Source organism: Pseudidiomarina aestuarii (assembly GCF_048263735.1).
Lineage (GTDB): Bacteria > Pseudomonadota > Gammaproteobacteria > Enterobacterales > Alteromonadaceae > Pseudidiomarina > Pseudidiomarina aestuarii_B.
Genome location: NZ_JBLXDX010000001.1, coordinates 994308 through 1017774 on the forward strand (window position 1 = coordinate 994308; position 23467 = coordinate 1017774).

Annotated in this window: 18 protein-coding genes and 1 pseudogene; 6 read left to right on the forward strand and 13 right to left on the reverse strand. The window is 49.4% G+C overall.

Going from position 1 to position 23467, the window contains the following annotated elements; genetic code table 11:
- Positions 1 to 4: 4 nt before the first annotated feature.
- From mshL to ACN0S4_RS04620, 8 genes are all read right to left on the reverse strand, one after another.
- Positions 5 to 1639 carry a pilus (MSHA type) biogenesis protein MshL gene (gene mshL, locus ACN0S4_RS04585; protein WP_417656518.1) on the reverse strand — a complete coding sequence of 545 codons (1635 nt, stop codon included), beginning with the start codon at positions 1637 to 1639 and terminating at the stop codon, positions 5 to 7.
- Positions 1636 to 1995, reverse strand: coding sequence for a hypothetical protein (locus ACN0S4_RS04590; RefSeq protein ID WP_417656519.1), 360 nt, complete (start codon positions 1993 to 1995; stop codon positions 1636 to 1638). The genes mshL and ACN0S4_RS04590 overlap by 4 nt, the downstream gene beginning before the upstream one ends.
- On the reverse strand, positions 1982 to 2626 hold the full coding sequence (locus tag ACN0S4_RS04595; RefSeq protein ID WP_417656520.1) for a hypothetical protein: 645 nt from the start codon (positions 2624 to 2626) through the stop codon (positions 1982 to 1984). Before ACN0S4_RS04595 ends, ACN0S4_RS04590 begins: the two co-directional genes overlap by 14 nt.
- Complete coding sequence (locus tag ACN0S4_RS04600; RefSeq protein WP_417656521.1) at positions 2623 to 3282, reverse strand: PilN domain-containing protein; 660 nt, start codon at positions 3280 to 3282, stop codon at positions 2623 to 2625. Before ACN0S4_RS04600 ends, ACN0S4_RS04595 begins: the two co-directional genes overlap by 4 nt.
- On the reverse strand, positions 3279 to 4226 hold the full coding sequence (locus tag ACN0S4_RS04605) for a hypothetical protein (RefSeq protein ID WP_417656522.1): 948 nt from the start codon (positions 4224 to 4226) through the stop codon (positions 3279 to 3281). Before ACN0S4_RS04605 ends, ACN0S4_RS04600 begins: the two co-directional genes overlap by 4 nt.
- Before the next feature lie 136 nt (positions 4227 to 4362).
- Positions 4363 to 5403: a dihydroorotase gene (pyrC, locus tag ACN0S4_RS04610; protein WP_417656523.1), complete on the reverse strand. Its 1041-nt coding sequence runs from the start codon at positions 5401 to 5403 to the stop codon at positions 4363 to 4365.
- A 59-nt stretch (positions 5404 to 5462) separates the two neighbouring features.
- The gene (locus ACN0S4_RS04615) at positions 5463 to 7790 is read right to left on the reverse strand and encodes a diguanylate cyclase (RefSeq protein ID WP_417656524.1); all 2328 of its coding nucleotides are present in this window, start codon (positions 7788 to 7790) and stop codon (positions 5463 to 5465) included.
- A 109-nt stretch (positions 7791 to 7899) separates the two neighbouring features.
- Positions 7900 to 8481 (reverse strand): thymidine kinase, encoded by a 582-nt coding sequence (locus ACN0S4_RS04620; protein ID WP_417656525.1) that lies wholly within the window; start codon positions 8479 to 8481, stop codon positions 7900 to 7902.
- A gap of 131 nt (positions 8482 to 8612) precedes the next feature.
- Between ACN0S4_RS04620 and ACN0S4_RS04625 the strand changes: the two genes are divergently transcribed.
- Positions 8613 to 9863: an adenosine deaminase family protein gene (locus ACN0S4_RS04625; protein WP_417656526.1), complete on the forward strand. Its 1251-nt coding sequence runs from the start codon at positions 8613 to 8615 to the stop codon at positions 9861 to 9863.
- A gap of 73 nt (positions 9864 to 9936) precedes the next feature.
- Here the strand turns inward: ACN0S4_RS04625 and ACN0S4_RS04630 are convergent, their stop codons facing one another.
- The gene (locus ACN0S4_RS04630; protein ID WP_417656527.1) at positions 9937 to 11850 is read right to left on the reverse strand and encodes an alpha/beta fold hydrolase; all 1914 of its coding nucleotides are present in this window, start codon (positions 11848 to 11850) and stop codon (positions 9937 to 9939) included.
- 150 nt (positions 11851 to 12000) lie between these two features.
- Here ACN0S4_RS04630 and ACN0S4_RS04635 point away from each other — a divergent pair, with 150 nt between their 5' ends.
- The 3 genes from ACN0S4_RS04635 to ACN0S4_RS04645 are packed head-to-tail and all read left to right on the forward strand — an operon-like array spanning position 12001 to position 16334.
- Complete coding sequence (locus ACN0S4_RS04635; RefSeq protein WP_417656528.1) at positions 12001 to 14385, forward strand: TonB-dependent receptor; 2385 nt, start codon at positions 12001 to 12003, stop codon at positions 14383 to 14385.
- 39 nt (positions 14386 to 14424) lie between these two features.
- Positions 14425 to 15102 (forward strand): response regulator transcription factor, encoded by a 678-nt coding sequence (locus ACN0S4_RS04640; protein WP_417656566.1) that lies wholly within the window; start codon positions 14425 to 14427, stop codon positions 15100 to 15102.
- Positions 15099 to 16334 carry a sensor histidine kinase gene (locus ACN0S4_RS04645; protein ID WP_417656529.1) on the forward strand — a complete coding sequence of 412 codons (1236 nt, stop codon included), beginning with the start codon at positions 15099 to 15101 and terminating at the stop codon, positions 16332 to 16334. The genes ACN0S4_RS04640 and ACN0S4_RS04645 overlap by 4 nt, the downstream gene beginning before the upstream one ends.
- Positions 16335 to 16394: 60 nt before the next feature.
- On the opposite strand, the gene ssb is transcribed toward ACN0S4_RS04645, so the two are convergent.
- Together ssb and ACN0S4_RS04655 are read right to left on the reverse strand one after the other, a co-directional pair.
- The gene (ssb, locus tag ACN0S4_RS04650) at positions 16395 to 16958 is read right to left on the reverse strand and encodes a single-stranded DNA-binding protein (protein ID WP_417656530.1); all 564 of its coding nucleotides are present in this window, start codon (positions 16956 to 16958) and stop codon (positions 16395 to 16397) included.
- Between the two features lie 26 nt (positions 16959 to 16984).
- Positions 16985 to 18370 (reverse strand): MFS transporter, encoded by a 1386-nt coding sequence (locus ACN0S4_RS04655; RefSeq protein WP_417656531.1) that lies wholly within the window; start codon positions 18368 to 18370, stop codon positions 16985 to 16987.
- 120 nt (positions 18371 to 18490) lie between these two features.
- On the opposite strand from ACN0S4_RS04655, the gene uvrA reads away from it, so the two are divergent.
- Both uvrA and glsA read left to right on the forward strand, forming a co-directional pair.
- Positions 18491 to 21331: an excinuclease ABC subunit UvrA gene (uvrA, locus tag ACN0S4_RS04660; RefSeq protein ID WP_417656532.1), complete on the forward strand. Its 2841-nt coding sequence runs from the start codon at positions 18491 to 18493 to the stop codon at positions 21329 to 21331.
- 1 nt (position 21332) lies between these two features.
- Positions 21333 to 22289, forward strand: coding sequence for a glutaminase A (gene glsA / locus ACN0S4_RS04665; protein ID WP_417656533.1), 957 nt, complete (start codon positions 21333 to 21335; stop codon positions 22287 to 22289).
- 55 nt (positions 22290 to 22344) lie between these two features.
- On the opposite strand, the gene ACN0S4_RS04670 is transcribed toward glsA, so the two are convergent.
- Positions 22345 to 23043: an amino acid ABC transporter substrate-binding protein gene (locus tag ACN0S4_RS04670; protein WP_417656534.1), complete on the reverse strand. Its 699-nt coding sequence runs from the start codon at positions 23041 to 23043 to the stop codon at positions 22345 to 22347.
- Positions 23044 to 23333: 290 nt separating this feature from the next.
- Positions 23334 to 23467, reverse strand: a pseudogene (gene tuf / locus ACN0S4_RS04675) (elongation factor Tu); the annotation flags it as partial.

Sequence of the window (23467 nt, forward strand, 5' to 3'; positions counted from 1 at the left end):
TGTGCTAGTTCCCGTACCACTGTTTTAATAAATCCGAGGAGCGTTCGAGCTCCGTGTTCCATGAGTCGGCGCCAACAATAATCGGGCGAATCAAAATCACTAATTCTTTCTTGGTTTCGCGACGCTGCTTATTCTTAAACAAGTTACCTAGCACAGGCACATCGCCGAGCAACGGTGCTTTGGTCTCGCTTTCAGTATAGTTGCTTTGCATCAAGCCGCCGAGCACCACTACTTCGCCATTGCGAGCAGTGACAATAGTGTCACTTTCACGAATATTACTTTGCGCCAATGGCAGCACCAACGTGTCATCTTGCAACTTCACGACGCGCTCTTGCGCCGTCGTTTGCACAACCGACGGATGCACATGCAGCGTGACCGTTTGCGAATCACTGATTTGTGGTGTGATGTCCAACGAGATGCCCGAGAAGAACGGAGTCAGTTCGACATTTGGTGTGCTGGTGGTTGCTGTTCCTGTGACCGTGGTTGTCGAAACGTTGGTTACGAAGTATTCATCTTCACCGATTTTAATGACCGCTTTCTGATTGTTTGATGCAGAAATGCGCGGATTAGAGAGCACTTGCACATTACCTTGGGTTTGTAGCAAGTTCAGAACGCCACTGAAATCACCGACATCCAGTGACATACCAAAAACACCATTCGGCGCTGCAATCGCTGAACCAGAGAAGCCAATAGTCCCGGTGGCATTGCCTATGCGGAACAAGTCGCTCCAATTGATGCCTTGCTGATATTCGTCATTCAGAGAGACTTCAACAATACGAGCCTCAAGGATAACTTGGCGCTGTAAACGCTCCTGCGCATTTGCCAAAAAGTCGCCGACTGCACGCAGTTCTTGTGGCAGTGCTGTTACCGTAATCAAGCCCGCCTGAGGTGCTGACACTACACGTCGGCCATCACCATCACCGATAATGCCTTCGATGATTTGCTCTATCTCACCCCAGAAATCAGTCGATGAACTGCTTGAGATTGACGAACCATTCGCTTGCGAACCACCAGAATTCTGATTGTTATTGTTATTGCCGCCAGCTTCATTACCTAAATTGCGGTTATTCGTATTGGTGTTGGTGCCTTGGTTACTTTGATTGCGGTCATTCTCGCGTACTCCACCATTAGAAATACTGGTGGATGAGGAACCACTGCGCTGCATAGACAAGTAATCGAACGTGAAGGTTTGACTACGTAAACCAGACGGGAAAATACGAATCATCCGATTTTCTTGGCGAATATCATAGCCGTAAATGTCGCTGACCACGGCCAGCGTCTCTTGCAAAGTAACGTCCTTTAAACTCACTGTTATGCTGCCACTGACATCTGGGTGCAAAACAATGTTGTAAGGGGAGTCCGCCGCAAGACCCGCAAAAAAGTCAGGCGCCGAAACATTATTCGCAGATACAGAAAAACGCGGCTCTGCAAGCAAAGCTTCGCCTTGTGCTTGGAGCTGACTGTCGCGAGACCCCTGAATGGCTGCGCGCACGGAATCTGGTAAAGGTGGCCGCGTTTTCGGTTGGGGAGTTTGCGTTCCTGATTCTAACGCACGATGCAACTCTGCCGGCTCTCGATCCGGCGAATAAGCGCATGCAGTTAGCAGCAGTGACATCAAGGTACAGGTCAGTAGTCTCATTGAATAATCAACTCCCCTGACTTCTGTTCTGACTGCGAATTCACAGCTGATTTAATTGGAGAAAATAACGACAAAGTCACCTCTTGTTGTTCTTCTCGATTCATTAATCGAACTTGATGAAGTTCAATTTCTAGCACCTGATATTGGTTTAGGTTATCGCCTTCACGCACCCTTTGACCACTAATTTGTGCCATTTTTGAATCGCCAAACCATTGAATTGATTGTAATTGCAAATTAGTTACCGAAGACATTGCTACTTGCGCGCGATAGCGCGGCGGTGCCGTCGGATCACTCAACTGTTGTGCCACTGCAGCGCCACTCAAGAGCAAGAGGATTAGGACGTTAACTCGCCACATAATTCCGCTCCAGGCTCAAGGTATAAAGCTCGATCAGTACATCTCCATGTGGATGCGTACGTACGCTGTAGTCCATGCTTTGCCAGTAGAAGGTCCACGGCAATTTATCGAGCTTGGCAAAATACTGCTGCACGGCGAAATACGTACCAGTCAACTTCACCTGCAACCGATGTTTGTAGATTGCTGTGTCTGGCTGATCTTGATCTTGATAGACCACCTCAACCGGCATCGCTAGCGCAGATTGGATAGTGACACCATCTGCAGCGGCCAATAACTGCTTCAAAAATTCTCGGTTATCTGCGGCACCTACGTAACTGGAGGAAGCCTCTAGCTCCGTATCAATACGGGCCAAGCGCTCTTGCAGTTGCTCGATGTTACGCCGCAATGCTGCAGCAGGATCGCCAGCTAATGAACGTTGGATAGATGCCAATTCACGCTCCATACCAACTAACTGTGACTGCTGTTGTTGCTGGCGAGCTTGAGCAGTACTGATTTCGTTGTACAGCGGCAATAGACTCATCCACACACCGATATAGAGCACAATAGCAATCACGAACAGCATCCAAAAGCGACGCCGATTTTCGGGTAACGTTAAAAATTGTTCTTGCCACTTTAACCACTGTTCTTTCATTGTTGCCCCCCAGCAGCGACTTGTGGGAGCACCTGTGGATCTTCCGAGCGAACGGTCTGTCCACGCGAACTTGCTGCAGGTAGCGTACCGACTGTGAATTCGAGAGCACTGTCATTCGCAACACGTAAATCGAACACACCAAACTGCCGATTTTGCAAACTTTCATGTTCTGCGAAACGTTCAATCCACAATGGTAATTCTGCAGGTTGCTGGGTATAACCACTTAAGGTTAGTTCACCATCTCGCAAACTAATGCGCTGCAACCAAATGGCTTCTGCATCTACTCTGGCTATATCGGCCAAGAGCTCCGGAACTTGATCATCAGTTGATTGAAGAACGATTTGCATTTGTCGCTGCAAGCGCTGCCGTTGCGAAATGGTTTTCTCTAACTGATCCTTTTCAGTAAGCAAGGTCGGATCATTGGTCCGCTGCTTTAACAGTTCTTGTTGCACCGTGAGTAATTTTTGCTGATCTTGAATTTGGACTTGCAGCGACCGCGCCGATTCTTGTTCTGCGGCCAACCACCAATTACCGACTATATTGGCAATGATTAAAACAACCGCAAGACCGCCACAAATCGCCGCAGCAAATGGCAATGTATAGCGCTCATGGCGTGGTCTGAGTTCATTAACGTAGAGGTTTGCAATCAACTTCATGCTGCATCCTCCTTCGCTTTGTCCTGACCTTGTTGCAGTAGTAGCAATCCGCCAAGCGCAGCAAAATCGCTAAAGTCTCCAGCCGCCAGTTCCTGCGCCCAAGCAGGGTAAGGACAGACATCAACAGTCAAACCAAGATCATCACTGAGTTGCTGAGTCACTTCTGCAAGGTTAGGCAGCGCCGCCGCGAGTAAGGCCTTTTTGATAGGACGCTGACGCAGTTGTCGCTCAAAATAATCGGCTGAGCGCTGAATTTCGACAGATAGCGGTTGTAGACCACCGAGTTTAATCTCATCAGAACTCAACTCGCTGAGTTTCTCCAGCGGACGAACCACACGATTCACTTGAAGGGTCGAGTCCCGACTGACTTGCAAAAGCGCTGGCTCTTGGCCACTTTGATAGGCAATCACAACGGGCTCAGAGGCTGTTTCAATAAGCGCTGGTAGCGCTAACTCAGCTGGGAAGATACCGACAAACTCATCTGATATATCGAGAGCTATTTCGACCAGTGGTTGCAGCAGTTGCCGATCAGCCACAATAGCGTTGATCTTCGACTGGTTTGGCAGTTGGATTGGCAGTTCGTAATAATCCGCGATGATGTCAGCCGCATTCAATGAGACGAGATCGCGCAGGCTGTATTTCAGTGCAGCGGCAATCTCGGCTTCTTCCTGTAAGTTTGGACGGTCAGCGGCCACGCTCTGATACAAACTGGGCTCGAGCACGATAGCGAGCTGTGGGTCACCCTTGGTAAACCGGCTGTATTGATTGGCGAGTTGCAACATTGCCGCCGCGTAGTCTTGCGCCGGTACTTCAAGCTGATCGGAAACGATTAATTCTGGGGTGTTATTGAGCCAACGAGCGACAACGACTTTAACCGCTGAATTCGACAGGGCGAATACAACGCTATGTTCGTTCTTAGTCCGGCTGCGCAATAACTTCAGCAATTTGTTATTTCCCTTGAGTGAATCGTCTCACAATTTATAATTCTTGTTATAGTCATAGTATGCCTACAAATGAAGCATATCGCCACGATTCAAAGCGACTTTTTACGCTGTTATATTGTTAAGTACCACGTTGCAATTATGTTGAAACTCTCCATTTTAAAGGCTGTCCAGCCCAATACGGCACCATTGGACCAACAGCGGTATCGACCTGTTCAGGAACTGACCAAGTATCACGCTCTAACGTTACCTGACTGGTCGCTCGCGGATAACCATAGAAATCGGCACCATAAAAACTAGCAAACCCTTCTAATTTATCCAAAACATTCATTTGATCAAAGAATTCTGCATAGAGCGGCAGTGCTGCTGGAGCCGAGTAGCAGCCCGCGCAACCGCATGCATTCTCTTTCTTCGATTGCGCATGTGGTGCGGAATCGGTACCCAAGAAAAACTTTGGATTACCCGACGCGGCAGCCTCTCTTAGCGCCAATTGATGCTCTCGACGCTTAAGGATAGGTAAACAATAGTTATGCGGACGTACTCCACCCACCAGTAAATCGTTACGATTCATTAACAAATGTTGCGGTGTGATGGTTGCTGCCACATTGTCACCCATGCTCTTAACAAATTCGACCGCGTCTTTAGTGGTGATGTGCTCTAAAACTAGCTTCATCTGCGGGTGTCGTTGGAGTATTGGCCGCAAATGACGGTCAATAAAGATCTTCTCACGATCAAAAATATCAATATCTCCATCCGTTACTTCACCATGGACCAGCAGAGGTACTTGTAACTCTGCCATCACCTCAAACAAGTGCCCCAATGCTGCGACATCGGTCACGCCAGCGTCAGAATTGGTGGTCGCGCCTGATGGATATAGCTTAAAGCCAATTACGAAAGGAGTTTCTGCAGCAGCGCGAATCGTTTCGACAGTAGTCGTTTGAGTCAAATACAGTGCCATCAATGGCTCAAAGGTCATGTTTTCCGGAACCTGTGCCAAAATACGCTCACGATAAGCAGTAGCGGCCTCAACTGTAGTCACCGGTGGCACTAGGTTCGGCATGATAACAGCCCGTTGAAACACTGCGGCTGTGGCGGGTACAGTATTTGCTAAAAGGTCACCGTCACGTAAATGAAGATGCCAGTCATCAGGGGTTGCAATGGTGAGTTGGGTTGTCGTCATGAGGCCTCTGTTCTTGCTCTATCGTTCAATCGATCATGCAGATCACGGATGGACGACGATTATACCTTATCTGACGCGATACAGCGATTCCGACCTGCATTTTTTGCCGCATAGAGAGCTGCATCGGCACGGGCAATCCAACGATCAATATCCGCTTCTTCGGGGGACAATTCAGTAACTCCAGCGCTCATTGTGACGTTTAATTCCCGCTGTTCAAACGGAATCGTCAATGTAGCTAATCGCTCTCTCAATCGCTCTGTTGCCTGTAACGCTTTGTCGCTATCTGTATATGGGTATAAAATAGCGAACTCTTCGCCACCTAAGCGACCTAATACGTCGAGTTCACGTAATTCTTCGCGGGCAAGCTCTGCAAATTTTCTCAATACCTCATCCCCTGCCGCGTGACCGTAGGTGTCGTTGACCTTTTTAAAATGATCTAAATCGATAACCGCAACACTCACCGGAGTTTTATATCGCTTTAATTCGTCGAAGCGCAGCTCACATTGCTCCAGAAATACGCGGCGGTTAACACACCCCGTGAGCTCATCAGTGGTTGCTAAACGACGCAGTTCGGCAACGGCATGCTCCCGCTCTTCTTCGACACGTCGCATATGCATCAACGTACCTAGAGTGTTGAGCAGTGGTTGCAGCATATAGAGCTGCTCGCGCTCATAATACTCAGCGTTAGCAAGCACCAGCATGCCAATAACATCGCGTTGAAAGTACACTGGAATAAATAAAGCATTCTTAAATTCGGGGAGTTGCAATGGTTTAAATTCAGCTTCGAGAAGAGACACTGGCTCGTTGCAAATAATGGGTTCACCGCGCACTAACACCGATTTAATGATATCTCCCGATACAGCTACATCAACGCCCTGACTGACTAGCTTGTCAGTAATTTCGTTCGTCAAGGTAGGCTCATTAACACCTCGCATACCATGCAAATACAGTAGGTTTCGCTGACGAGCTTGCGGCGGTAGCTCACCGATTAAACCTAGCTGACTACCTGTTAGATCAAGCAGCCGGTCGAGGGTACTTTGGCAGACCGAAGCAAAGTCTTTGACCAACAAAAAGTCATGTTGAACTTGGCCAACTAAGCTCAGCACCGCCTCCTGCTGGGAGCGAATGCGTTCATTCTCAACCTGCTCGGTGATGTCATGATGAATCCCCACGATGCGCAGTGCTTTTCGCTGTTTATCACGCTGCACTACACGACCTACGGAGTGCAACCAGATATAGTGCCCATCAGCGTGACGTAGTCGAAATCGTGTTTCGAAACGCGCAGTTTCATCGCGAATATGAGCAAACAACGCTTGTCTCGCTGCTTCGATATCGTCTGGGTGCAGCAGTTTCATCCAACCTCGTGAATCGGCTTGTGATTCAGGAATTCCAAGCATCTCTTCCCACGTGTGGCTGACGTCAACAGCATTCGTTTCAAGATCCCAGTCCCACGTAGATAGCTCACCAACCGCTAGCGCCAAATCGAAGCTACGGTTCGCCTCCAACAATTCTAATTCGAGACGTTTACCTTTAGTGTCATCGAGCAAATAGCCACGCACGCGCATCACTTTGTTGTTGTGGTCTTTGTCAGCCCGCGCGAAATGATGCACCCAACGGACGGTTTCGTGCGGTGTGACAATGCGGTAATCCATTTCCAAAAAAACTTCGACACCGTCAATCAACTTTTGCATCCGCGCCAACAACTCGTCGCGGTCATCAGGATGAACAATGGCTTCGTAGGGCACATCTTTGCGTAATAAATAGGCTGCATCGTAGCCCAAGATTCGTTTGGCGTTCTCGGCTACATAAATCAGATTAACATCGGGCTCAACTTCCCAAACCACAGCAACAACAGGCCCTTGAGCCAAAACGTCACGTTCTGCTGCATAGTTTTCGTATTGGTATTCTTTAAGAATTTCATCGGTTACGCAGCTTGCGAGTACTTCGAGCCACCGACCTTCCTGCTCCGTAAATTGACGCGGTTTGGAATCAAACACACAGAGAGAACCGAGGTTAATGTCACCCTCTACCGTTAAATTTGCACCGGCATAAAAGCGCACACCATTCTCAATGGCGACGTGGGGATTATCGTGAAAACGTTCATCTTTGGTGGCATCGGGGATAACCAGCGTTTGGTCGCTGGCAATGGCATGAGTACAAAAAGAATCCTTTCGACTCGCACTTTTGCCATCATATCCCGCAGTGGCTTTAAACCAGCTTTGGTCTTTATCAATTATATTGACGAGCGCAAATTCGACCTGAAAGATCTCCCGCGCCATCTGCACAATCTTATCAATGACTGGGTTTGGCTTAGAATCAATGAGTTCGAGCTCGCGTATCATAGCGAGTCGTTGTTGCTCATTATGTGGAATGGGCGCCAGCTTCATAGATTTCCTCGCAGTTAGTCCATCTAACTCTAGACCTGAACCACTGAAAAAGCGAACAATCTGGTTGATAAAACTGGGAAATTTACACTATGGACAACCCAACAATCCGTTAGTTTTTATCCAACTTTTCCTTCCAATGTTTACGGCAACAGCTGACATACCGATCATTTCCACCTATCGCGATTTGATCGCCCACTTTCACGGCGTTGCCTTGTTCGTCTATTCGCAGATTCATGGTCGCCTTGCGACCACAATGGCAGATGGTTTTCATTTCGGAAACTTTATCGGCAACACCCAGTAACACCGCACTACCTGGAAAGTTGCGCCCAAACGCGTCGGTCCGAATGCCATAGCACATCACCGGAATATCGATACGATCGACCACATCAGTCAACTGCCACACCTGCTCTTCTGACAGGAATTGGGCTTCATCCAGCAACACGCAGTCAATAGCTTGCTGGCGGTGACGCGCCTCAATGAGTGCAGCCAAATCAGTGGTATTGGAGAACGCCAGCGCTTGCCGATCAATGCCCAAACGCGAGGCAATTTTGCCGTTCCCTGCCCGATCATCAATGGCGGGAGTCAGCAGGAGAACGCGTTGATCACGTTCCTCATAATTATGTGCAACCTGCAGCAAGGATGTGCTTTTGCCCGCATTCATTGCCGAGTAAGTAAAATAAAGAGATGCCATGGTGTGTGATCGAAGTTGTCAAAAAAAGCGTTAATTGTCCTCGATTTATACTGATATTCTCGCATGATTGCAAAGCCGAAATTTGCTATTATGACGCAATTGTACGGACCCAACCCTACCGAGGAGATGCTATGACCACTCAGTCACCACGATATTCCCGTGAATTTTTGCAAGCCATGCCGAAAGCGGACTTGCATTTGCATCTTGACGGTAGCTTGCGTCCAGAAGGTCTTATTGAGATGGCGAAGCGCAGCAACATTGAGCTGCCCTCATATACTGTTGATGGCCTCTATGAGCTGGTATTCAAAGAGTCATACAACAATCTCGGCGAATACCTAAACGGCTTTCAGTATACCTGTGCCGTGTTACGAGATATGGAGAACCTTGAACAAGCTTCGTATGAACTTGCCGTCGATAACCTCGCTGAGGGTGTGAATTACATTGAAGTGCGCTTTGCACCGCAATTAATGATGGATCCAGCGCACGGCATCGACTTTGATACGGTCATGCACACCACCAATCGAGGTCTAGCCCGCGCTAAAGCTGAGTACAACAATTCTTCTGCGGTTAAAAATGGCGACAAGCCACCGTTCGATTATGGCATTATCAATTGCGCCATGCGCATGTTTGGCAAGAAGGGTTTCTCGCCCTACTACACGCAATTATTCCAAATGTTGCGCGACCACGAACCCAAACAAGTCATTAAAACTGCTGCGATGGAAATGATCCGCGCCAGCGTGCGCTTGCGTGATGAAGAAGGTCTGCCCATTGTTGGGCTTGATATTGCGGGTCAAGAAATGGGTTATCCTGCGCATGACTTTAAAGAAGTATACGAATACGCACACCAGAACTTTTTACTGAAAACGGTTCACGCAGGTGAAGCTTATGGTGCGGAGAGTATTTTTGAAGCGCTCACACAATGCTATGCCGACCGTCTTGGTCACGGCTACTCATTGTTCTCACCGGAAATGATTCAAGACCCAGCCATTACCGACAAAACCGACTATGCCCGCCGGTTGGCGTCATTCATTGCGGATCGTCGCATTGCCATTGAGGTCTGTATTACCAGCAACCTGCAAACCAACCCAGCTATCGGCGATGTGAAGAATCACAACTTCAAACACATGTACGCCAATCGCTTAGCTACCGTGATTTGCACCGACAATCGCTTGGTGTCACGCACTACCGTCACGCAGGAATATGAGCTAGCGTTAAGTTCGGTCGATGTGCCTCTGAAACGTCTCAAAGACATGGTCGCCTATGGCTTCAAAAAGAACTTCTTCCACGGCGACTATGTAGCAAAACGCTCGTACGCGAAACAAGTCCTCGAATACTTCGATCGCATCGCGGCGGAGCATAACCTGACAGACGGTGAAAAGTGAAGAGAGAACAGTGAAAAGAAAACAGTGAACCGAACGAATCAGTTCACTGTTTACTATTCACATTTCACTGCACTCAGAGGTGTTTTAGCAGGAACTGCAGATACGCCTCTTGGGCTTCAATGCGGTTTTCTTTGACCGCAAAGCCGTGACCTTCGTCTTCGAATAATACATATTCGACGGGTACGTCATTGGCTCGAATGGCTTCGACCATTTCGTCACTCTCGACCTGCAACACGCGCGGATCATTCGCACCTTGAACCACTAAAACAGGCGCTTTAATTTTATCCGCGTGGAATAGCGGCGAGATGCGACGTAAGCGTTCCATATCGGTAGCAGGGTCACCCAGCTCGTCATACAGTGATTGACGGAAGCTTTCCCACCACGGCGGAATGCTTTCAAGAGTACGTACCCAATTGGTGACGCCGAAGATATTGATACCCGCATCAAATTCATCGGTAAACGCTAGTGCTGCCATGGTGAGATAGCCACCATAACTACCGCCCATCACAGCGATGCGGTCTGGATCGACCCAGTCTAACGTCTGCAAATACTTTTTGCCGTACACGATATCTTGCAGATCATCTTCACCGTGGCGCTTATCATCCAAATGGAAGAAGGTTTTACCATAGCCGGATGAACCGCGGTTGTTCACGCCAAACATGGCATAACCATGATTCACCAAGTGCTGAACCATCGCGCTATACCCTTGACGCGTTTGCCCACCCGGACCTCCGTGAATATAGATTACGGCGGGTACTTTATTATCGGCGCTGGCTTGGTGAGGCTTATACAGCAAACCTGGAATCGTTAAGTCGTCAAAGCTGGGGAAGCGTTCCACAGTGCTTTGCACTAAATGGTCTGGATCCATTTCTGTCGCTAAGGTGCTAGTAAGCTGCGCCACCGAGTCACTACCGACATTCCATACCATCAAGTTCGATGGTGAGACATCCGAGTTCACGTAGAACACCATGGTGTCTTCGTCTTGTGAGAAATTCACGCCCCGCAAATCACCCGGTGGATGCTCCGGTAATGCTACTCTTTCGCCAGTAGACTGGTCATAAATCGACAATTCAGTGCGCGCATCAGCATTTACACCCACCACCTGATAACGACCGGTTTCAGAGTAATACAAGAACGACACATCCCAAGCCGCTTCATACAACTGCGCATGCGCATCTTGCTCGATGTCATATTCCCAAGCTTGATAATACTCGCCGTGACCATCCGTGCCGTAAACCAGTTTGGTGCTATCGACAGTGAAGGTGTAAGCGCTGTGAGACACGTTGCCTTCGGTTGGCGTAATGAGTTTAGGCTCAGTGCCTGCGGCTTGCAGATCCACCAAAAACAGATCGGAATCAGCATTGGAATTGGTGCGGCTCAGCGCCAAATAACGCCCGTTCGGGCTAATCGACTCCACATTAAAACCGGTGTTATTTTCGTACACCAACTCACGACTGAAATCGTCTGTGCTGTATCGATAAACATCAAAGAACCGATTATCACGCTCATTGGTCATGACGTAAAAATGCATATCATCTTCATGCCAACCAGCAACCATAGCCTTCAGATTCTCTCCCGGCGTCAGGTCTTGGGTCGTGCCATCTTCTAGACGCACATAAACGTGATTCAGCTCATTACCGCCTTGGTCTGCGGTAAACAGCATCCGACCATCATTCGGAAACCAACTGACACCTCGCATGGCATCGGTGGTTGAGCTGGTCAATTGCGTCGGCTCACCGCCATCGAGTGGATAGCTGTAGACGTTAAAAATACCACTCTCATCACTGGTCACGAGCACGGCCGTGCCGTCGTGATTAATCGACGAACCATAAAGTGTGGTGGTATCAAAAAATGTTTGAGCGCTGTAGGTCGGCAGGGTTATTGCCGCTGGCGTTTCAGTGGGCGCCTGGCTCTCGGGTGCTTTGCCGCAGCTTACTGCAAAAAAGCTGAGGGCAACCATCGTACTGAAAGAAACAAAAACTCGCATAGCAGATCCTTTGTGTGTAGTAGAAAGCTACCGCAGCACAAGTGTAGTCGAATCTAGCCAAAGCGCTACTTGGCGACTTTTTGGTCACATTTGCTTTGCTAGACTCGCAGCGTTTCATCAACTAAATACAGTAGGTGTTGGGAGTAGCATATGAACAAGCATTTGAAACAGCCATTGTGGTTGACGCTGTGGGTGATTTTAATCGGATTTCCATTTTTTGCGCACGCAGCCGAGGCACCTGGCGCACTGACTCTTATCATTAAAGATCAAGTGACGGATCGTCCTATCTCTAGCGTGCAGATTACGATAGAAGAACGAGAAACCACTGCGACTCGAGTCCTTCAAACAGATGAGCTAGGTCGTGTCGTGGTAGATCAGCTAGATCCTGGCCTTTACGCTCTCAACATCGAAAAGAGCGGGTTTGCTTCATTATATGAACCCAGCGTACGCGTGATCACGCGCAAAAATGTCAAACTGGAATTCAAACTCAGGGAAGCTGACATTGAGCGAGTTGTTGTTCGCGGCCAACAGACGGATACATTTGCATCAGCTTCCAGTACCTACCTTGATCGTGAAGCCTTACGAAGTGCTGTAGGTGGCGGTGCTGATCCACTCCTTTCTTTGGACGGTTTGCCGGGCTTAGCTTCCGCGAGTGAATTCGCTAGTTTCAGTGTCCGCGGCCGTGGCCCCCGAGATAACCTGCTCTTTGTTGATGACTTCCCTTTTGATAAAGCCGTGCATTTTGATGCCACTCTAGGTGAAGAAGAAGATGTCGGCGGTGGTGGCCGCTTCTCGATTTTCGCTCCGAACGTGATTAGTGGTGCTGAGTTTTCACCGGGCGGCTGGGAAGCTGCGTATGGAGGTCGTGCTGCATCACTTCTTAAGCTAGATGTGGCTGACGGAAACCCAAGTCCATCTGCAAGTTTTCGCTACGACCTTGCAGGGTATGAAGTGGGTTACGACGGTCCAGTCGCTATTACTGACGATGCAACCTTGCTCTTTTCTGCTAGACGACTCGACTTCGGCGCGTTATTTGAAACCATTGAAGAGCTCGACATTGGCGATCCTGTCTTACGCGATATCATTATCAAATCAGTCATACCAATCAATGAGAATCATACGTTTGAGTTGCTTCTGATCGATACGCATGAGGATTATACTCGCGACGTCACCCATGTGGCCGCATCACCTAATTTCGAAGACGCTGCGCTGCAAGACTCCGAACAAGATAGTGATTTATACGGATTCACATTGCGTTCTTTAATCGGCGAATCTGCGGTCTGGACCAACAAGGTTTACTATCGTTCAAGCGACAAAATCAGTTCTGAGGGCGAGGCATTTCCCGATCTTGTCCCTGAAGGTTCCCCTGCTTCGAGTTATCCGGTGCGCGAGGACATTATTACTATTGGCGAAGATGAAACGGAAATCGGTTGGCGCAGCGATTTTGAAACATTGAATCAGTGGGGCGTATTCAGTACTGGTCTTCGTGTCACGCAAATCGAGCTCGATTACAACACGGTCTTAGATGGTGATTGGAACCGCTTTGTCTACGACGACGATGATTTTCGTCCAGACCCCGAGCAGCGCTATATTGTCCTGACTCCTGAGCATCTTAACTCTGCAATAATTCGGAAAGAAACCAGCTATGCTGCTTATGCCGATCAGGTGTTTGAGGTTGGCGAATGGGATTTCCGCACTGGTTTAAGATTCGAACGAGACGGTTTTGCGGATGAAACTTCGATATCACCGCGGTTCAGCGTCAACTGGCAACCACACCGAGAAATCCGTTATTTCGCCACTGCAGGACGCTTTCTTCAGTCGCCTCGGTACTTAGAACTTGCTGCAAACGAATCCAATGACCTGAAAACTGAAAAAATCACTCACGGTAGTATCGGATTCAAATATTTCCCGACTAGCAATTGGTCGCTGTTGACCGAAGCCTATTACCAAAACCTTGACGACCTTGTTGTCGATCTCGATCGAGCGAACGGCACCTATGCAAACATCGGTGAAGGTCACTCCTATGGCGTCGATTTCGTTGTCAACGGAACCATTCGCGACGGCCTTTATGCTACGGCCACGTATTCCTACAACGATGCAGTCGTCGATCGGAAAGACGGCCGTGGTGAGGTAGCTGCTGATTTCAGTCGCGATCATGTTGCTACCCTCGGCTTAACTTGGGAAATCAACGATCGCTGGAAAGTTGCCGGACGCTATAAATATCTATCAGGAAGACCCGATGATAGATTTATCATTCACTCCGATGTGTTAGGACCCGGCCAACCGTTACGCTATTCCAAAGAAATTATTGAACGTAATGTGGGCCGGAAAAGTGGTTCAGGTATAGTCAACGTACGTGTTGATTATCGGCGCGCAGTTGGACCGGTTGATGTCACTGCTTTTCTTGACGTCATCAACGTTACCTCAGCGTCTTCGAGTGATGATACTGAGTTCGACTACCGCCGCGGAGTTTTGGTTTCCGATGACAGCGAAGCAGAGCCCTTAATTGGTCTGAGATTCGATTACGCTTGGTAAAGAGGAATGCTTATGGTGCACGCGCAAGATGCGGTGCCTATTCGCGTGTTGATTGTTGAAGACAACCGCGACATTTGTGAGAACATTGCAAACTATCTGGAACAGCATCGTTATATTGTGGACTTTGCTTATGATGGTATTCGCGCGATGCACCTGGCATTGACTCATGCTTTCGACGTTATGGTGCTGGATTTGATGCTACCCGGGATGGATGGCTTAAGCTTCTGCAAAAAACTACGAGCGGAAGCACAATTAAATACCCCAGTGCTTATGCTAACCGCGAGAGACACACTCGACGATAAGTTAATGGGGTTCGAAGCTGGAGCTGATGACTATTTGGTCAAGCCATTCGCTTTGCAGGAATTGCATATGAGACTGCAGGCGCTGTATAAGCGCAGTCATAGCAACATGAACAACCTACTGACTGTTGGTGAACTCACCTTGAATAAGTCTACACTGCAAGTCCATCGTTCCGGCAAGCTGATTGAGCTCAACCCCACCGGGATGAAACTGTTACAACGCCTGATGGAAGAATCACCAACGGTTGTCACTCGCGATACGCTCGAAACATTGCTGTGGGCCGATGAGCGTCCTGACGGCGACGCTTTGCGCTCCCACATGTACAAACTAAGACAAGCGATTGATAAGCCCTTCGCCAATTCGCTCATTCACACGGTTCACCGCATTGGCTATCGAGTTGCAGAGGAGTCACAGTGAGGTATAAACACAGCTTACGCACGCGTGTCGCATTTGCATTCGCAATGTGCGTTGCTGTGCTGAGCGTCGTGTGGGGTTTCGCTTTCGTCGCAGCGGTTCGGTTGAGCGAAGACAGAGTCATGACTCAACAGCTACAACATGCTGCGGAAAGCTATCCTGATTTAACGTCCAATCTTCGTGGTTACGATAATATTGACGGCTTGCCCGAGCCGTTAAGAGAATGGGCGCAGACTAATCCCAATTTCGGACTGCATGAATTTGAGAGCGACGAACTGCACGTTGCAGTGGTACCCGCTGACAACGACCAGCAACGAGCTTTTGTTGTCTTTGACGTTGCTCAAATTGAGGCTGACTCCGCAGAGGATTGGTGGCTCCTCCTGATCATTACTGGTGTTGTTGGCACGCTTGGTGCCCTTGGTTTCGGGCTGGGAGTTGCGGTGATGCGCCGCTCAATTGCTCCAGTGGCGCATCTTGCAAAAGCAGTCGCTGACATCGATTTGGAGCACGTATCGGCAGAAGACTATAAACGTATCGATTCTACTCGCTTCGGTGACGATGAAGTGGGCTTACTTGCCGCTGCTATCGAGAAAAATCTCGAGCGCATCAATGCCTTTGTTGAGCGGGAGAGATACTTTACCAGTTCAGCCAGTCATGAGTTACGCACGCCCATTACGGTGATCACCGGTGCGCTTGAGCTGTTAGCGCAACGTGATTTGTCAGCAGCCGATGCCAAGGTGTTGGATCGAATTAAACGGGCGACACTCGAAATGAGAACGACGATTGAAATGTTCTTGTGTCTCGCTCGCGAAACCGACGCCGGATTAGACAATGAGCAGTTCGCTGTTGTGCCCCTTGTGACTGATGCGATAGAACAACAACGCTATTTGCTGCACCGAAAATTGGTTAATATCAGTGTCGAAGAACATGCAAGTCCGACAATCAATGGCTATCCACACGCCTTTGCTATTGCCGTTAATAATTTAGTGCGGAATGCATTCGAGTATACGCTCGACGGACAAGGACCCATTGTCATTCAAATCAAAGCGCAGGAGCTACGCATATACAATCAAGTTAGCAATGGCAAAAGTGAGCAATCCGCGCAGTCTGACGAGTCAGCATCACATGGCTATGGATTAGGGTTGGGGATTGTGGAACGCCTGTGTGAACGTAACAACTGGTCGTTCTCACTATTAACTGACCGACAACAGGTCATCGCACGACTCGGTTGGTAAACACGTCTCACCGAGTCCAAAAAGTTAAAGGCCGCATCAAGTGCGGCCTTTTTTCTGCAGTTAGAACGGGATGTCGTCGTCGAAGTCTTGGTCTGGGATGAACGGCTCTGGCTCATTTTGCGCTGGGCGTTGCTGGTTCTGATTCATGCCTTGCGGAGCTGCTTGGCGCTGCCCGCCTTGTGGCTTCTGACCGCCCTGTCCACCTTGGCCGCCGCCGTAGCCGCCACCTTGGTTGCTTTGACCACCTTGACCGCCTTGACCACCGCCGTAACCACCTTGGTTTGGACGACTGTCGAGCATTTGTAATTCATTGATCACGATTTCGGTCGTGTAGCGCTCGATGTTGTTTTGATCGGTCCACTTGCGCGTTTGCAGCTTGCCTTCGATATAAACTTTGGAGCCTTTCTTCAGGAATTCGCCAGCAATTTCTGCCAGTCGACGATAGGCCACACAACGATGCCACTCGGTGACTTCACGAGGTTCGCCGGTTTGTTTGTCTTTCCAGGCTTCACTGGTTGCGATCGACAAGTTAGCGATAGCGGTACTGTTCTGGGTGTAACGCACTTCTGGGTCGGCGCCTAAGTTGCCCACCAAAATGACTTTATTTATGCCGCGACTTGCCATGCTTAGTCCTCTTTATTCAATCTGTTTTACGCTTGATACGGTGCTAAAACCAACTTCACTTGGTCTTCATTGTATGTCGATTTGTCTACTTTTAGATAGACGACTTGCTCTGCAGCAACCACGTGCACTTCGGTAACCCCGGTTTGTGCCGCTAAGTTTTCCAGTAACAAGTCAGCACGCTGTTGATCCAGTGGGGCGAGCTTGAAACTGACACTTGCCCGCTGTGGCGGCGGCTGCATACCAACGGTGATCATGAACCAGCATAGTAACAGCAGCAAAGCAAAAATCCCAACGCCAATCGTGCCAAATTCTTGTTGTAGCCAACCACCGAACGCGCCACCAACAAATGCGCCAAGAAACTGGAAGGTGGCGTACAAACCGCTGGCACTGCCCTTGTTCCCTGCGGGTGCAAACCGGGTTAATGACGATGGCAACGTCGCCTCAAGGAAATTAAATCCAGTGAAAAATAAGACAATTACCCCTGCGACAAGCAGCCAATGCGCGGCGAAAAAGGCGTTGGCGACGACTGCCAGTGCGAGCAGCAAAATGGCAACGCGGAAAAATAGGGGCTGTTGGCGTTTGCGCTCTGCGCGAATCAACATCGGCAGCATCAAAGCAAACGACAACAATAAAGTGGGCAGGTAGAGCCAAGCATGATCTTCGACTGCCAAACCTGCTGCCACCAGTTGCTCGGGTATGACTATAAAGAATGCGGTCAGCAGCGCATGTAACACAAAAACGCCACTGTTTAACCGCAACAACTGTGGATGTTTTAACAGCGCCTGCAGCTGATTCGTTGCTGGCAATACTTCACCTTTCGCTGCATGCACTTGCACCCGCGGCACCGCAAGTTGCAGCACTAGAATACCTAGCAAAGCCGACACCGCAGTAAACCAAAAAATGCCGCTAAGCCCAATACTAGCCGCTAACAGTGGGCCCAGTACCAAAGCTAAAGCAAAGGACAGACCAATGAACATGCCAATAGTGGCCATGACTTTCGGGCGCTGGGACTCACGTGAGACATCGGCAGCTAATGCCAAAATAGCTGCCGCAATAGCGCCACACCCCTGCAACGCGCGGCCAATCACGACGCCCGTGAGTGTATCGGCGGTCGCTGCAATCATGCTACCGGCAGCGAAAATCAACAGCCCACCAATAATCACGGGGCGTCGCCCGATGCGATCAGATAGCAGACCAGCGGGAATTTGCAGTGCTGCTTGCGTCAAACCATAAGCACCAATAGCTAAGCCGATGAGCAGTGGTGTGTAGTCCGGATAGGCACGACCATAAATAGCAATCACCGGCATGATCAAAAACAGCCCTAACATCCGTAACCCAAAGACAGTCGCGAGCGCTCCCGCTGCTCGCCGCTCGAGTGGAGTTAGGTGTTGTTCTGATTGGGTTCGGGACATGCCATGCTCACTACGCTGGAAAAAATCGTTGGTGATTGTACCAGAACCAACCGTCTGTGCGATAATGCTCGTTTGTTTTGCAACGGGTTCTCGCTTGAACCCTCGGAGAGAAGTCTGACTATGGATAAAATTGAAGTACGCGGTGCCCGCACGCACAACCTGAAAAACATCCACGTCACTATTCCACGCGATAAATTAGTCGTTATTACCGGCCTCTCAGGCTCCGGAAAATCGTCACTCGCTTTTGATACTTTGTATGCCGAGGGCCAGCGCCGCTACGTTGAATCATTGTCTGCGTATGCGCGCCAATTCTTATCGCTGATGGAGAAACCAGACGTTGATGGTATTGAAGGCTTGTCGCCCGCTATTTCCATTGAACAAAAGTCGACTTCACATAACCCGCGTTCAACCGTGGGCACCATTACCGAAATTTATGACTACCTGCGCTTGATGTTCGCGCGGGTTGGCGAACCCCGTTGCCCAACACATGATGTCGCGTTAGCTGCGCAAACCATTTCGCAGATGGTCGATCAGGTCATTGCCATGCCCGAGGGCGAGAAGCTCATGATCTTGGCGCCGATTATTCAAGACCGCAAAGGTGAGCACACCAAAGTACTTGAGAACCTCGCGGCGCAGGGTTTCATTCGCGCACGTATTGATGGCGAGCTCTGCGACCTCAGCGATCCACCCAAACTGGAACTCCAGAAAAAGCACACTATCGAAGTAGTCGTGGACCGGATTAAAGTTCGCGAAGGACTGGAGTTGCGCCTCGCCGAGTCTTTTGAAACCGCGTTGGAACTGAGCGGCGGCACCGCTATTGTGGCGCCAATGGATGCTGACTCGAAGCTGGTTAACATGATTTTCTCGGCTAACTTCGCTTGCCCACATTGCGGCTACAGCATGCAAGAACTCGAGCCGCGGTTGTTCTCATTTAATAATCCAGCCGGTGCGTGTGGCAGTTGTGATGGTCTCGGTATTGAGCAATTCTTTGACCCAGAACGCGTAGTCACGAATGCCGAACTGAGTTTGACTGGCGGCGCGATTCGCGGCTGGGACAAGCGCAATTTCTACTATTACCAAATGCTGCAGTCACTCGCGAAGCACTATAAATTTGATCTGAACAAGCCGTTTGAAACGCTCACCGATGATCAGCGGCAAGCCATCTTATTCGGCAGTGGTCGCGATGAAATTGAATTCGTTTATATGAACGACCGCGGTGATCGCGTGGTTCGTCGCCATGCATTTGAAGGCATTATCCCGAATATGCAACGCCGCTATCGTGAAACCGATTCACAAGCGGTGCGCGATGAGCTGGCTAAGTATCTCGCTTCACAACCATGTAAAAGTTGTGGTGGTGCACGTTTACGTGAAGAAGCGCGGCATGTGTTTGTCGAGAATACGACACTGCCACAAGTAGTCGACCGCTCTATTGGCGATGCGTTGGAGTTCTTCCAGACGCTGCAATTAGATGGTCAGCGCGCCAAAATTGCTGAGAAAATCCTGAAGGAAATTAACGATCGCCTCGGCTTCTTAGTGAATGTCGGTCTGAATTATCTGAGCCTATCGCGCAGTGCGGAGACACTCTCGGGTGGAGAAGCGCAACGTATCCGCTTAGCATCACAAATTGGTGCGGGTTTGGTCGGCGTGATGTATGTACTGGATGAGCCCTCTATTGGCTTACACCAACGTGACAACGAACGATTACTGAAAACACTGACGCATTTGCGCGATCTCGGCAATACCGTCATTGTGGTCGAACACGACGAGGATGCGATACGAGCCGCTGACCATGTTATCGACATTGGTCCTGGTGCTGGTGTGCATGGTGGCCAAATTGTCGCACAGGGGCGCTATGAGGACATCCTCGATGCCGAAGGTTCATTGACGGCTGACTATTTGTCAGGACGTAAGGCTATCGCCATTCCTGAGCAGCGTCATCAGCCGGGTAAGCAATGGCTGACCTTGTCGGGTGCCACAGGCAATAACCTCAAGGACGTTGAAGTGAAACTTCCGATTGGTTTGATGACCTGTGTCACTGGCGTTTCCGGCTCAGGAAAGTCGACCCTGATCAACGATACGCTCTTCCGTATCGCGCATCGTGAATTGAATAAGGCAACAGTAACGGAGCCGGCACCGTACAAGAAAATTGATGGCATGCAGTTCTTGGATAAAGTGGTGGATATCGACCAATCACCGATTGGCCGTACGCCGCGCTCGAATCCTGCCACCTACACCGGCATCTTCACCCCAATTCGCGAACTCTTTGCGGGCACTGAAGAAGCGCGCTCACGTGGCTACAAGGTTGGACGTTTTAGTTTCAACGTCCGCGGCGGACGCTGCGAGGCCTGCCAAGGCGACGGCATGATCAAAGTAGAGATGCACTTCTTACCTGACGTGTATGTGCCGTGTGATGTCTGTAAAGGCAAACGCTACAATCGTGAAACCTTGGAGATTCATTATAAGGGTAAAAGCATTCACGAAGTTTTAGAAATGACCGTCGAAGATGCACACGAGTTCTTTGCGCCTGTACCTGCTATTGCGCGCAAATTGCAGACGCTGATGGATGTTGGTCTCAGCTACATTCGTTTGGGCCAATCAGCCACAACGTTATCAGGTGGTGAAGCACAACGCGTGAAGCTCTCGCGTGAGCTGTCCAAACGTGACACGGGCAAAACTCTTTATATTCTGGATGAGCCGACTACCGGTCTGCATTTCCACGATATTCAGCAACTGCTCGCGGTATTGCACCGTTTACGTGACCACGGCAACACCATTGTCATTATCGAGCATAACCTTGATGTGATAAAAACCGCAGATTGGATCATCGATTTAGGTCCGGAAGGCGGCGGTGGTGGCGGTGAGATTTTGACCGCAGGTGCGCCAGAAGATATTGTGACTTGTGAGCGTTCGCATACGGCACGCTTCTTAAAGCCATTATTAGCCAAGTCTGCAAAAGGATAGAATGACCAACGATGTGATCAGCGGCGGGCAGCCTATTCATGCTCCCGATAACCTACAGCCTTTGCTGGAGTCGATTCTTCAGCAAGCGCTCACGGTGAACGATGGTAAAGTTGCTGATTACATTCCTGCCCTTGCCGAAGTGAAATCCGATTACTGCGCATTAACCGTGGCAACGCTGGATGGCAATGTGATTTCAGTCGGTGACGCGGATAAAGCGTTCTCCATTCAGTCGATCTCGAAAGTGTTTGGACTCATGTTAGCCATGGAACGCGTGGGCGACTCACTGTGGGAGCGAGTGCAAATGGAGCCTTCCGGGCAACCCTTTAACTCGATTGTGCAGCTCGAATGGGAACAAGGAATTCCGCGTAACCCGATGATTAACGCAGGCGCGATTCTGATCAGCGACGTGCTGGTGAGTCATTACTCTGCTAGTAAATCAGCATTATTGAGCATGGTGCGCGGACTCTGCGGCAGTGAAGAGGTGTACGTCGATTATCGCGTGCATGAATCGGAACGCGAGCACGGTGCCAGAAACTCGGCTCTCGCCTACCTGATGAAGAGCTTCAACAACATTGAGTCTGACGTTGAAGAAGTCCTCGACCACTATTTTTGGCAATGCGCGTTGACCATGTCGACCGAACAATTGGCGCGTAGCATGGCATTTTTGGCGAACCGCGGTAAGTGCCCACACAGCGGACGTCAAATAACCTCCCATCGTGATTCGCAACGCATTAATGCATTACTCAGTACGAGCGGTATGTACGACCAATCTGGACAGTTTGCCTTCACCGTCGGATTGCCGGCGAAGAGTGGCGTTGGCGGTGGTATTATCGCGATTGTGCCAGACTACGGCGTGATCGCCGCCTGGAGCCCACCACTGAATAGTTACGGCAACTCCGCCCGTGGGATGTTTATGATTCGTGAACTGGCGAACAAGCTGGGACTGAGTGTGTACTAAGTGACGGTGAATAGGGAATAGTGAACAGGTAATGGAAAGAGACTCGGTTCACTGTTTACTGTTCACTATTTACTGAGATTCTCAGCAACTCGTTGAGATTGAGCTTCTTCAAAAGCTGTTCGAGTTTGCTTGCCGCTAGTCCCTTCTTTTCGTTGACCACTGCTGCGAGTTCGAAGCGGTCGTAGGGTTCCTTGGCAATCAGTAGTTGTTGTTGGGTCTCTGCTGGAATCATGGCTTCGATGTAATCGTCATACAGCATGATCAAATCAAGCCGTTTGTTTAGTAGCATTTTCAGATTCGTACTGTGCGAATGCGAGAGATAGATACCGTATTCATTTTCCAACACGCCATTGTCGGTAATATTCCCCGCAAAGGGATAATGGTATCCGACTAGGCCACCAAACTTGAGTCCAGTCTGGGTGAAAAATGATTGATCACGATCTGGTTCTTTCAACGCGACAAAACGTTCATATCCAAGTTTAATCGGTTGTGTTGTTGCCACCGCATAATCCGCTTTCTCGGCCCAACCCCACTTTTTATCTTCGAATAGAATTAGGCTGCAGCAGCCCTCCGCACTCAATGCATCATATCGCGCATTCGGTGCCACATGCTGCAGGACAAATTCATACTCGTCTTGCTCCGCATTCAATGCCGCTATTAACTGACCGCTCATATGATTCTCGGTGTTCTCAGAAAAGTACGGAGGAAACTCATAGGCAGCGACATAGATGGTCTGCTGAGCAGCCACAGTCATAGACACAACAAGCAGAAATAATGGAGTTATGAGCTTAATCACTATAGAGATGTAAATTTTATGTGGTTATTTAGCTATAGTCGAATGAAGCCAAGATGATGTCAACCTTTTTGACGACCGGAGTGAAAAGTGAAAAGTGAATAGTGAACAGGGAATAGGAAAGTCAAAAGACTAAAACAGATCTCGCTTTTTTGTATTTGGTCTTTTGACTTTCCTATTCTCTGTTACCTATTTACCGTTCACAAAAAAGGGAGCCGTTTAGGCTCCCTTTTTAATCAGTTTCAGCGACATTAAGCGATGATCTTAGAGACCACGCCTGCGCCTACTGTACGGCCACCTTCACGAATTGCGAAGCGTAAACCTTCGTCCATCGCGATTGGGTGAATCAGTTCAACAACAAACTTCAAGTTGTCGCCTGGCATGA